Genomic DNA, 12957 nt, shown 5'->3' with positions numbered 1-12957 from the left:
CTTTATTGGATTAGCAAATTCATAAATGCTGTTGCCATACCAAAATATATTAAAATAGAGAAAATATCATTAATTGTTGTAATAAAGGGCCCAGAAGCTACGGCTGGGTCAATGTTAAGACGATGCATGATTAATGGTATCATTGCGCCAGCGATGGTTGCGACAATTAAGGTTGCCATTGTAGAGAGTCCTACTAACAGTCCTAAATAAAAATCTTCTTTCCATACATAAACGACAATTGTTATTAATATTCCACAAGCTATACCATTTATTAAACCTGTAAATGCCTCGCGTACTAAAATTTTTGATTTCCCTTGTTTCGCTATCTCTCCAGTAGCAATTCCCCTTACAGCTACCGCTAATGCTTGTGTACCTGTATTACCAGCCATACCAGCAATCAATGGAATAAAAATAGCAAGAATCGCCACTTGGTCCAATGTTTCTTCAAATCTCCCAATAATACTTGCTGTAAACATTCCTAAAAATAGTAAGATCACTAACCAAGGCAATCTTTTCTTAGCAGAAGTAAAAGCAGTATCATCTGGTCGATCCATATCTGAGATACCGGCTAGCTTGGAGTAGTCATCACTTGCCTCTTCTTCCATAACGTCCATAATATCATCAACAGTTATAATTCCTAATAAGTAGTTTTGAAACCCTACTACAGGAAGAGCTAAGAAATCGTAGTCGCGCATCATCTGTGCAATTTCTTCCTGATCATCAGTAACCCCAACAGAGACAACTCGATCGCTCATCACATCTGAAATTAACCAATCGCCCTCAGCAATGATCAAATCTCGTAGGGATAGAACACCAACAAGACACTTCTGTTCATCCACCACAAATAAATAGTAAATGGTCTCAGCATCAGGAGCTTCTTTTCTTAAGTGTCTCATTGCTTCTTTGACCGTTTGATTCAAATGGATAGAAACAAACTCAGTAGTCATAATACTACCAGCGGTTTTTTCTTCGTAATGAAGTAGTTCCTTTATTTCACCTGCAGACTCCTTATCCATAATGCTAAGGAAGCTAGCTACTTTATTTTTGTCGAATTCATTTAAAATATCAACAGCGTCATCGGTTGACATCTCTGCCAGCACCCCTGCAGCATATCGAGGGTTCATCTCGTTAAAAAACGGCTCAACATCCTCACTATCGATATTCTCCATCACATCTGCCATTTCCTCAGGTGATAGATAGGTATATATAAGAGAACGTATTTCTTCAGGTTGCTCTTCGAATATTTTTGCTTGATCATACGGGTGTATCTCTAAGAATTCTGCCCGAAATTGATCAATCTGTTCATTTATAAGTGCCTCGTGTATCTTTTCCCAATGCTCTTCTCTTTCGGATTCATCTAAATATTCCATTTTAAGTACCTCCTATCACCGTGACCGTATAATACTAATTGCCTTATTATTTTTTGTCAATAAAGGAAGTGCAGAAAGCTAAATTTTTCCCATATTAATTCTAACCATAAAATCCTGCGGTTCCTTTTTTTTGTAAATCCTAATATTAATTTTCAAATTGTATAGAAACAATACTTATAATATGTAGAATTATAATGTAAACTTAATCTATAATTGTTAAGTTGAGATATCTTAGTTACAACACAGTTCATTATCTGTTATTCTGTTATTTTACATTAGATTAGTAAAATGTAATAAATAATACGTACTATTTTATATTAAAAGATACACTCCAGACAATTATCTGATTTTACTGCGAATAATTTTATTAACATAAAAGCCTATTCTGTTGCAGAATAACTAGAAAGAAAGGTAAACATATGAGTTCAAAAAATACAAATTCTAACATAGATTATTCATTAATATTTATTGTATTGCTTTTAGCAATTGTAAGTTGTTTTACTTTATATACACTCGGCAATTATTTACCCGAAAAATATTCTAATACTAATTTCATGCTGCAACAAATAAAATGGTACATTGTAGGATCAATGGCAATCGTCGTGATCATGTTTATCGACTACGATCGTTTAAGGCAAGTTGTGTGGATTTTATATGGAATTGGAATCATATTATTAACAATGTTGTTCTTCCATTTTCCACCTGGAATCGCCAAAGAAGTCAACGGGGCTTGGGGTTGGTTTAATATTCCTGGACTTGGTACCATGCAACCGGCTGAATTTATGAAGATTTTTCTTATTATTGCTTTGGCGCAAATACTAGTAAGTCATGAAGAAAGGTTTAAGAACCGGACAAACAAAAGCGATATTTGGTTACTTGCAAAAATAATGATAATTTCATTACCTCCCATGGGGTTAATAGCTGTTCAACCGGACTTAGGGAGCTTTCTTGTCCTAGCATTTATTACTTTTTGTATGATTCTTGTTTCTGGAATTAGATGGAGAGTTATTCTAACACTTGTTGGCTTCAGTATCATAATGGTTGGAACAGTCGTCCTGTTATATGTCTATAATCCTGAGGTTGTTGATAATTTTACCGAGGACTTTGGGTTCGAACATGTTGAGAGTCGTTTCCAGGGGTGGTTAGATCCTTATGAGTATGGAAAATCAGGCGGATACCAGTTAATCCGTGCAATGATGTCAATTGGTTCCGGCCAATTATTCGGAAAAGGGATTCAAGGCTTTGAAGTACCTAACATTCCTGAACGTCATACAGACATGATTTTTACAGCTATTGCAGAACAATTTGGATTTATCGGCGCTAGCTTTGTGATCACGCTTCTATTTTTACTTATCTATAGGTTGATTCACATCGCGCTTAGAAGTAATGACCAATTTGGTAGCTTTTTAGTTAGTGGGATGATAGGTATGTTCACTTTTCAAATTTTTCAAAACATTGGAATGTCCGTCCAATTACTTCCGATTACAGGGTTACCTCTACCATTTGTTAGCTATGGAGGGAGTTCCATATTGACCTATCTAATTGCAATTGGAATTGTACTAAATATTAATTATCGCACAAAAGAATATATGTTTGACTAGAAATTATAAGGGTGGAAATGCTATTTATGGGGCATTCACCCTTATAATTTTTTTACTATACTTTCTAAATCTAGATAAGGCACTATTGGAGGGAGAACAATATGCGCATTGATGTAATCGGTGACATACATGGTTGTATAGATGAATTAGAGCATTTATTCAATAAACTTGGATATACATGGAACAACAATCTACCAAGCCATCCAGACAGCAGGGTTCCTATTTTTATCGGGGACTTAACAGATCGGGGCCCAAGCTCGGTTGCTGTCATTCTTTTAGTATATAAAATGGTGATTGAGGAAGAAATTGCACTTTATGTACCTGGTAATCATTGTAATAAACTTTATCGATATTTTCTAGGAAATAACGTAAAGGAACAGCATGGTTTAGAAACTACTGTTGCTGAATACAAAGCATTAGATAGTAAAATGCAAAAAAAAGTCCGTCACGCCTTTATCTCATTATATGAGAAAGCAGATTTATATTTAGAATTACCTGAGGTAAATGCCGTTATCGCCCACGCTGGTATACGTGAAGATTTGATAGGTAAAACGGGGAAAAAGGTTAAAACCTTTGTACTCTATGGAGATATAACCGGAGAGTCACATTTGGATGGAAGACCGATTAGGAGAGATTGGGCAAAGTCTTATGAAGGAAATCGTTGGATTGTCTATGGTCATACACCTGTAAAGGAGCCAAGAATCGTTAATCGAACCATTAATATTGATACTGGGTGCGTTTTTGGAAATGGACTGACTGCTTTTCGATTACCAGAAGAAAAGACAATCACCGTTCCATCTCAACAACCGCTAGTCGAAGAAAAGTTTAAGTATCATGAATAGATAATAATGCTCAGCCTTGTAAAGCCTTTTAACACAATAAAACTCCCCCACTCTTGGAGGAGTTTTATTGTGTTTTAGGCTGTCTTCTAAAAAATAGTTGTTTTGACGCAAAATCTATAAACTGCGACGTAACCTCTTATTAATTTTATTTCTTTTCCTTAATCAACTGCTATGCAAGCCGCTTAAGGCAGAATACTTCGCTTTCCATGGGCACGGCCTCAGCCTCCTTAGAATCAAAGAGCGATTCTTCCGGGGTCTTCGGACACGCGCTGTTCCCATAGGAGTCTACGTATTCTGCCTTAAGCTAGTAATAGTGTTATGATTATCGAGAAATATAACCAATGGTTCTACGTGAAGTAGATTTTCTCCTCTTTAATACAAAGCTAATCTAAGATGACGGAACACACTACCCTAAGATTTTGGCTTTCACCTCTTCTATAATAAGATGATGATTGGAGCGTAGGGCAGTCGACTCCAGCGGGAAAAGCGACGGCTGAAAATCCCGGAGGAAGTGGTTTTCTTCCGAGGAAGTTGAAGCGTTGCCCGCGGAAAGCGACTGCCTGGAGCGTAAATCAACTAGTAGCTACGCTACGCCGCATTTTTCATCAATAGTAAAACTATGCGAATATGTGCCTTATTTTAAAAGACTTCTCATTTCTAAAGGCAGTTGAGATTTAAAATGTAAACGTTGCTTTGTTATTGGTTGAGTAAATTCTAATGATTTACAGTGGAGTGCTTGACGATCCAAGTGGTTAATACTTCCTCCATATAAATCATCTCCTACTAGAGGGTGACCTATATGAGAAAAATGAACCCGAATTTGGTGTGTACGACCCGTCTCTAATCTAACATCTACCAATGAATACAAGTCTGTCTCTTCTAGCACTTGATAATGTGTTATCGCGTGTTGACCACCATCTTTAACCATTCTTTCAATAATTGAGTCATCTTTTCTTGCAATCGGCGCATCAATGGTACCTTGTTTTTGATTCATTGTTCCTTCAACAATTGCAAAATAACTACGATTAACAGACCCCAGTTTTTGCTCTTTAGAAAGAATTGAATGACTAAAACGGTGTTTAGCTACTAATAATAATCCAGATGTATCTCTGTCTAGTCTTGTTACAATATGCACAGTGTAGGTCAAATTATGCTTTTCATAATATCCGAGTAATCCATTGGCAATCGTTCCTGATGTGTGATGAAGTGATGGAATTGTTGCGATATGCGCAGGCTTATTAATTACCATCACGTCAGCGTCCTCATAAACAATGTCTAAAGGGATATGCTCTGGATGCATAAACGAACCTTTAGTTTCTTGGGGAAATGTAACAATTAATTCGTCTCCAATAGTTAGCTTTTTACGAACTGTCGAAAATTCTCCGTTAATTGTTAGATTACCACCTTGAAATTTTACTGCTTTCACAAGGCGACGAGACAAACCTCCCACTACTCGCAGGTATTCTTTTACCATCATGCCATCATGTTCTTCGTTTATCTTCCACTTCACCCTGTTGACACCTTTCTCTTCTTTACGATTTAAGTACTATTAGCGTTCTCCCGAAACAAATGAATCATGCACTCGTTTCCAAAACGGAAAGGAACGAAATCTTGCAAAACGGATTTTTTCATCAGCTACCCTACATTCAATCGTTTTTACATTTGTATATTGTTTTGTTATATGGTCAATAGTCAATAAAAAACTTCGATCATCATGGATCGGTTTTAATTCGCAGACATGGTGCTTAGGCAAGATTAATGGAGAACCTATCGTACGAAACACCCTATTGTTAATAGACGCCATCTCTGTAATCTGAATTGATTCCAAGGAAGGATGAATGATTCCTCCACCTAACGCTTTGTTGTAAGCTGTACTACCCGATGGAGTAGATATACATAACCCATCACCTCTAAAACGCTCAAAATGTTCTCCTTTAATACTTAAATCTAAAACCACCGATCCCTCAGGCGTTTTCACAGAACACTCATTTAAGGCTAGAAACCTATCTATGTGTGTACCACTTTTAGGGTGAATCTTTATTTCAAGTAGAGGATATTCAACGACCTGAAAAGGGTTTTTGGCAATCTCAATAACTAGTTTTTCCACTTCTTCAGGTACCCAATCGGCATAGAATCCTAAATGTCCAGTATGAACCCCAATAAAAGCTGTTTCCTCCAACCGGTGATTGTATGTATGAAAGGCTTCTAGAAAAGTTCCATCTCCACCGACTGAGATGACTAAGTCGGGCTCTTCTTTATTGTAAGACAGCTGAAAGTCCTCTAAATATTGTGTTATTACTGCTTTTAGTTGATTCGATTTAGCGTCACCTTTTGAAGTTACAGCAAAATTCATGTTTAAAACGCCCCTTAGTGTTTATTTTTGTTTTTATAAAATAGACGTTGAGCCTCTTGTACTTCATCCTTTATCTTGGACATTTCTTCATCTAATCTAAAGGCTGCTTCCGCTGCTCTTTTTAACCTAGACTTCACTTCTGAAGGTATTTGACCTTCATACTTATAATTTAAGGAATGCTCGTTTGTCGCCCAGAAATTCATTGCTAATGTTCTAATCTGAACTTCTGCGATAACTTGTTTGACACCATGAATAGTTTCCACTGGATATTTAATTATAATATGATAGGATCGATACCCACTGTTCTTTTTTTCTGATATGTAATCTTTTTCTTCGATAATTTCAAAATCTTTTCTATTCCGCATCATTCTAATTATTGCATGGATATCATCAACAAACTGACAAACCACTCGTAGTCCCGCTATATCTTGTATTTCTTCCTCTATCCTATCCATTGGAATGTTTTTTTTGTGTGCTTTTTCTAAGATACTAGGTACTGGTTTCACACGTCCTGTGACGAATTCAATAGGAGAGTGACTCGATTCATGCTCAAACTGGGCTCTCATGCCCTTTAATTTAACTTTAAGCTCCTCTACGACTTGAACGTATGGCGCAAGGAAAGCTTCCCAATTCACATAAAGCACCACCTTATACTATCAACTTAATATGAGTATAATACATTAACATAATTGTATCATAAAGTGAAACTTGCACCAGTGGAACGTCTTTTCCCACTAGGGTTAGGTATCTATTTAATCCGGAAAAATCGTTAAAAATATGTTTTACCAGATAATGTAAATGGCTTAACTTTTGCAATTTGACCAAAAATTTAACACAATAATACTAATAATTAAAACATTGGAGGGTTTTTAAAATATGTCCCAGGAAATTGAAATAGAATTCAAAAATTTACTATCAAAAAACGAATACGAACTTCTTTTGCAATATTTCAGTCTAGAAAATGTAGTACCAACAATCCAAACCAATCACTACTTCGAGACAAGCGATTTCCAGCTAAAGGAGAAGGGTGCTGCTTTAAGGATTAGAGAAAAGAATAATATGTGGCAATTGACACTTAAGGAACCTCATCCTGAAGGGCTGTTAGAAACACATGACACATTAACACCTGATGAAGCCCAATCATGGATCAACGGGAATATTATTCCTAAACCACATGTTGCTAAACAACTAAATCAATTAGATATTGATTTCGCCCTCTTATTCTATGGTGGGAAGCTCCAAACTCACCGCCTTGAGACAACTTATAAAGAAACAACTGTTGTATTAGATTACAGTACTTACAACAATCAGTTTGATTATGAATTGGAAATCGAAGCGCAAAATAAACTACACGGAATAAATATATTACACGAATTATTGGATAAACATAACATTTCCAAGAAAGAAACACCGAACAAGATTGAACGTTTCTACTCTTCCATTTAATCATAAAAGTTGCCCAACCTTCTTTTCCACTGTTACAATATATTACAAATAAACAATAAAGTAGGTATTGATTGTTTTGTCCAGTATGTTTACAGTCACTATCCATTTTTTTGGTAGGGATAAGGTTTGTTATAAAGATAAAAAATAAAACTACTGAAAAGTGAAAGGTTTTGGTATCCATGTCAGAGCTTCCAGGAACAATCTACGAAGCAATTGGTGGGCAAACAAAAATTGAAGAATTAGTAACAGCATTTTATAATCGAGTAGCTGTTCATCCGGAATTAATTCCTATCTTCCCTAATGATTTAACCGAAACCGCAAGGAAACAAACGCAATTTCTAACCCAATTTTTTGGCGGTCCACCACTATATATGGAAGAACACGGTCATCCAATGTTAAGAAAAAGACATTTTGATTTCCCTATTACCCCAACAAGGAAAAATGCTTGGCTTGAATGTATGGATAAAGCTCTTGAAGAAGTTGGTATAAAAGAACCATACCGAACAGTTATTTTTGAACGGCTAACTATAACTGCACAACACATGATGAATACACCTGATGAACAGAAAGGAGAATCGATGTGAGTTGGAATCCATCTGGGCCATCAAACAATCAGAAGTCAAAACCTAAGGCACAGTATGGTTTTTTTGATTTACTTAAGAAACCTGTTGAGATCTATGTTTTTATCGATCCATTATGTCCCGAATGTTGGTCTTTGGAGCCATATTTAAAAAAATTAACAATTGAATATGGTAGATTTTTTACTATCCGTCCTATTTTAAGTGGGCAGCTCACGACGCTAAACAAAGATAAATTCGATAAACCAAAACAGTTAAAAGAAATTTGGGAAAAAACAGCCAGTCGAACAGGGATGAGTTGTGATGGTGATTTATGGATAGATAATCCCATTTCGTTTCCTTGGATTGCATCGTTAGCAATAAAAGCTGCCGAACTACAGGGAAAAAAGGCTGGCAGAAGATTCTTAAGAAAAATCCAAGAGTACCTTTTCTTAAGTAAAAAAGATATATCTAAAGAAGAAATTCTCTTTGAATGTGCAGTAGACGCTAAACTAGATCTAGACGAATTTAAAAACGATCTATATTCTAATTCTGCTAAAAAAGCACTCCAATGTGATTTAAAGCTAACTAAAGAAATGGATGTTGAATATATTCCCGCAATGGTTTTTTTCAATGAATCAGAAGAAGAAGAAGGTTTAAAGTTATCGGGACTCTATCCTTACGATATTTATGTGAAAGTTTTAAAACAAATGCTTCAAAAGGAACTAGCACCAGCCAATAAGCCTCCTATTGAAGATTTTCTTTCTCACTATGACTTTGTTGGAACGAAGGAAGTTTCTGTGGTCTATGAATGGTCACTGGAAAAAACAGAGAAGGAAATGAAAAAATTGCGTTTGAAACAAACAGTTGAGAAAGTTCCCGTTAAATATGGTTCGTTCTGGAAATATATTAAACCAATTGAAAGAGAATAGAAAATTCTTTAACCCCTTATAAGTCAAAATTCCTTGGGAAGGCTATTGTTGGCACATAGGGGGCTTTTTATAAAAATTGCTTATTAATTGATCCAAAAAGGAATTTTACTCTCATTTTCATATCGCCTGCTGCATTTTGTTGCACAAAAAAAGATATGTCCGTCGACATATCTTTTTTACCTGGTCTATTTCAAGACAAGGGGGGATGGGAGAAAGCTTCAGATCAAACAAAGGGGTTTTGTTTGTTTAACATCTCACAACTAAAATATAACAGGATTTTTCTTTATCCGCAATAACCTTGTGTATTATTTCACAAAAATGTCACACTTCTATAAAAAATAAAACGAGCATATATTAGTAGTAACATTAACTGTAATAGTGATGAGGTTACACCTTTTGTTAAGTTTGGGGGTGTGAAATGATGAATCGCTTTCTTCCTTGGTTTTTCCTATTGTTAACTTTTGTTTCTTTTTTCTTTAATTTATTTGGATTAATGAGATTAATACCATGGATTATAACAGTCCCCATGCTATTAATTTCGATCTACTTAACCGTCTTTTCATTCACTCATCGCAGGACATTTCGTGGATTCAAGTAAGTTATCGTTAAATGAAACTACTAATGCCACTCTTTTTTAGTGGCATTAGTTAGTTCTCCTCTATCTACATGTCTGCTAACAATTGCTCCATTTCTGATAGTTTTTCTTCGAATACATCCAATGCAGAAAGGATTGGTTCTTTACCAGTCATGTCGACACCTGCTTGTTTTAGCACTTCAATTGGATAATCACTATTCCCAGCTTTTAAGAATGTTAGATAACGATCTACAGCAGGTTCTTTTTCCTTCAATATTTGCGATGCTAAAGCAGTAGCTGCTGCATACCCAGTTGCATACTGGTACACATAGTAATTGTAATAAAAGTGGGGAATTCGAGCCCATTCCACACCAATTTCTTCATCAACCATAATTTCATCACCAAAGTATTTTTGGTTTAAATCATAATAGAGCACTGACAGCTTATCAGCAGTTAATGCTTCACCATTTTGTGCTAAGACATGGATATTATGTTCAAACTCTGCAAACATTGTCTGCCTAAAGACAGTACCTCGGAAACCTTCTAAGAAATGATTTAGTAAAAACAACTTCTCTTTTTGGTCTTTTGTGTTATTTATCATATACTCGTTTAGTAACGCCTCGTTACAAGTAGAAGCAACTTCTGCTACAAAAATCGAATAATTACCATAACGAAAAGGTTGATTTTTCCTTGTATAATAGCTGTGTAGTGAATGACCGAGCTCATGTGCCAGGGTAAACAAATTATTGATATTGTTTTGCCAATTCATAAGAATATATGGATTGGTTCCGTAGGCTCCTGAAGAATAGGCACCACTTCTCTTCCCTTTATTTTCCTCTACGTCAATCCAACGATTTTCAAAACCTTCTTCTAACATACTTGCATATTCATCACCAAGAGGAGCCAATCCTTTGACGATATAATCCTTAGCGTCCTCATAAGGAATTTTCATCTCCACATCCTTAACTAGTGGCGTGTAGAGATCGTACATATGAATATTATCAAGCTCTAATACCTTTTTACGTAATGATACATAACGCTGTAATAAAGGTAGACGTTCATTAACCGCTTCTACTAAATTGTCATATACTTGCTCTGGTATATTATTGTTATTTAGAGCAGCTTGCCTTGCCGTATCATATTTGCGAACCTTAGCATTAAAGTTATTTTTCTTAACTGCCCCGGAAAGCGTTGATGAAAAAGTGTTTTTAAATTTACCAAACGTATCATACATTGCCTTAAAAGCACTTTCACGGACGTTTCGATCAGCTGACTCTAGAAAATTTAAATAGCGACCATGTGTAAGCTCAATTTCTTCTCCTTCCTCATTCTTTACCTCAGGAAAAGTAAGGTCCGCGTTGTTTAACATCCCAAATGTTTGTGACGCATTGTCAGTTACTTCTGAAACTTCAGCTAGTAATTCTTCCTCTTTTTCACTAAGAATATGAGGGCGTTGTCTAGTTATTTCATTTAGAGTATGTTTATAGAGCTTTAATTCATCCTTTTCTTCAAGAAAAGAATTTAATGTCTTCTCTTCAATTGTTAATATCTCAGGTACAATAAAACTCATCGCACTAGATACCTGTGTAATCATATTCTCAGCTTTTGCATTCAAGGCCTGGTAGGATGAATTTGTTGTATCTTGATCATATCTCATATGTGCATATGTATATAACTTTCCAATACGTTCGGACACTTCATCCTGTAAGGTTAACAATTCAAATAAATTTTGAGCTGAATCTTGTAATTTACCTTGGTATTGCTTAAAAGATGGAATTTGTTCTTTTATCGCATCGAGCTCTTTCTCCCATTCTTCATCGGTGGGAAAAATATCTTCTAGTTTCCAAGTTTTTTCTACCGGAACTTCCTCTCGCTTTTTCAACTGCTTTGTTGATTGTGTCAAGCTAACATCCTCCTTATTTCCTTTTAAAATCTTATTTCCCTACTATGAGAAACAATCTCCGTCCAGTAATAGACACAGACAAATTCGTTTTTGTATATATCATGCTGCTCTTACTATTATATCTTAATAGCTTGTTAATCATGCGTATAATTACTTGGGACAACATAATCTATTAATAAATTAATAACCTGCTCATCTTCGTTTATTGCAGAATCAACACTACGATGAAATATTGGTCGTTCAATTACCCGAAAAGTTGTGGTGGTATCTACAACCTTAATGACTTTTAATTGGCATAGAAGGGTTAAATATTCTGCAATTGGATCGTTATCGCCATGAACTAGAGGATAGAATGTTTGAGGCTTTATATCGTTTTTTAAAAGAGAGTAACATATTTTCAAATCGAAATAGATGTAGCTACTTAAAATTTCAATGCATAGTTTACTCTGCCAAATGGCTGGAGGGGTATTCATCAGAAACTGACTCGGAACTGGTAAATGTACAATTGAAGGTAGCAAACTCGGATGTGTATGATTTATATAGAGCCACTGCCTCCAGTACTTTTCTATCTTTGTTACGTGTGGAGAAGTTCGCGTTCTGAAGTTGACTTTGTCTGATTTCCAATCAATTAGCAACTGCTTACTATCTGCTTTATTTTTTTTAAACAATTGATAAAAACTAATTTGGTGAAGCTTGGTAAAGTACAAATTACCATAGGTTTTTTTCTTACCTGTTGTCATAACGTTTTGAAATATAGAAAATTGATTTGAATTAGGACAATAGAAGAACATCGTTAGAGGATAGTTATTGTGGAATTGGTGGAGAAAAAGTAATTCAAAACTACTCATTGAAAGGGCACGTGCTCCCCTTCGCTTCATGCGATTACCACCGAGGATCCAAATAGGGGTTATATTTATGCTACGATACCCATGAGACCTGTTTTTGAACTCACTATTTGATATGGTTGCACATTGAAACTCAATCGCAATCAACCTTCCCTTTAATTCAATTAAAATGTCCGCTCTTTGCTGTATTTCGTCGATAAATACTTCTAAATATGCCGTGATTTTTTGTTGTAGTAGCCACTGATATAATTTAAATTTGCCCCGTTCATGATATTCGCCTTCACCTCCTTGTTTAAGTGGACATTGGCTCTTTGCATGATGCGCAAAATGAGGAATAACTTTCTCTCCTGCTTTAATTAACACTGGTTCCTTGCAGTTTGGACAATAGAAGTTAGACTGTATTCTGTGAAAAGCAATCTCACTAGGTGCTAATAAAGCCAGGGTCTGAAGAATACCCTGTTGTTGATTTATTGCTTGAAGCATATAGGCAACACCTCCATTTTCATTAATTCTCCCTTGGATTTTAAAATACCT

General features: G+C 35.6%; 11 protein-coding genes. 5 read left to right on the top strand and 6 right to left on the bottom strand.

Going from position 1 to position 12957, the window contains the following annotated elements; all coding sequences use genetic code 11:
• Positions 1-2: 2 nt before the first annotated feature.
• Positions 3-1370 (bottom strand): magnesium transporter, encoded by a 1368-nt coding sequence (mgtE, locus tag GH741_RS12000; RefSeq protein WP_153737032.1) that lies wholly within the window; start codon positions 1368-1370, stop codon positions 3-5.
• Between the two features lie 419 nt (positions 1371-1789).
• On the opposite strand from mgtE, the gene GH741_RS11995 reads away from it, so the two are divergent.
• Together GH741_RS11995 and prpE are read left to right on the top strand one after the other, a co-directional pair.
• Entirely contained in the window at positions 1790-2971 is a 1182-nt protein-coding gene (locus GH741_RS11995) for an FtsW/RodA/SpoVE family cell cycle protein (protein WP_153737031.1), read from the top strand.
• A gap of 101 nt (positions 2972-3072) precedes the next feature.
• Positions 3073-3813: a bis(5'-nucleosyl)-tetraphosphatase PrpE gene (gene prpE, locus GH741_RS11990; RefSeq protein ID WP_153737030.1), complete on the top strand. Its 741-nt coding sequence runs from the start codon at positions 3073-3075 to the stop codon at positions 3811-3813.
• A gap of 634 nt (positions 3814-4447) precedes the next feature.
• Here the strand turns inward: prpE and GH741_RS11985 are convergent.
• From GH741_RS11985 to yjbM, 3 genes are read right to left on the bottom strand one after another with little or no spacing between them, the layout of a single operon-like run.
• Positions 4448-5323, bottom strand: a complete 876-nt coding sequence (locus tag GH741_RS11985) for an RluA family pseudouridine synthase (protein ID WP_338079399.1) — start codon at positions 5321-5323, stop codon at positions 4448-4450.
• Positions 5324-5362: 39 nt separating this feature from the next.
• A complete protein-coding gene (locus GH741_RS11980; protein ID WP_153737029.1) occupies positions 5363-6166 on the bottom strand; it encodes an NAD kinase in 804 nt (267 codons plus the stop codon).
• A gap of 14 nt (positions 6167-6180) precedes the next feature.
• Positions 6181-6801: a GTP diphosphokinase gene (gene yjbM / locus GH741_RS11975; protein WP_338079398.1), complete on the bottom strand. Its 621-nt coding sequence runs from the start codon at positions 6799-6801 to the stop codon at positions 6181-6183.
• Positions 6802-7042: 241 nt separating this feature from the next.
• Between yjbM and GH741_RS11970 the strand changes: the two genes are divergently transcribed.
• The 3 genes from GH741_RS11970 (at position 7043) to GH741_RS11960 (ending at position 9101) form a co-directional block, all read left to right on the top strand.
• Positions 7043-7612 (top strand): CYTH domain-containing protein, encoded by a 570-nt coding sequence (locus tag GH741_RS11970; RefSeq protein WP_153737028.1) that lies wholly within the window; start codon positions 7043-7045, stop codon positions 7610-7612.
• 179 nt (positions 7613-7791) lie between these two features.
• Entirely contained in the window at positions 7792-8196 is a 405-nt protein-coding gene (locus GH741_RS11965) for a globin domain-containing protein (protein WP_153737027.1), read from the top strand.
• Entirely contained in the window at positions 8193-9101 is a 909-nt protein-coding gene (locus tag GH741_RS11960; protein WP_338079397.1) for a ClpXP adapter SpxH family protein, read from the top strand. Before GH741_RS11965 ends, GH741_RS11960 begins: the two co-directional genes overlap by 4 nt.
• Positions 9102-9763: 662 nt before the next feature.
• Here GH741_RS11960 and pepF read toward each other — a convergent pair.
• Together pepF and GH741_RS11950 are read right to left on the bottom strand one after the other, a co-directional pair.
• Positions 9764-11578, bottom strand: coding sequence for an oligoendopeptidase F (gene pepF, locus GH741_RS11955; RefSeq protein ID WP_153737026.1), 1815 nt, complete (start codon positions 11576-11578; stop codon positions 9764-9766).
• A gap of 134 nt (positions 11579-11712) precedes the next feature.
• On the bottom strand, positions 11713-12906 hold the full coding sequence (locus GH741_RS11950; RefSeq protein ID WP_153737025.1) for a competence protein CoiA: 1194 nt from the start codon (positions 12904-12906) through the stop codon (positions 11713-11715).
• Between the last annotated feature and the right edge of the window lie 51 nt (positions 12907-12957).

Origin of the sequence: Aquibacillus halophilus (assembly GCF_009649745.1) — a bacterium.
Lineage (GTDB): Bacteria > Bacillota > Bacilli > Bacillales > Amphibacillaceae > Aquibacillus > Aquibacillus halophilus.
Note: the sequence above shows the minus strand (reverse complement) of the source record. Positions and strands in the feature narration are given on the sequence as shown.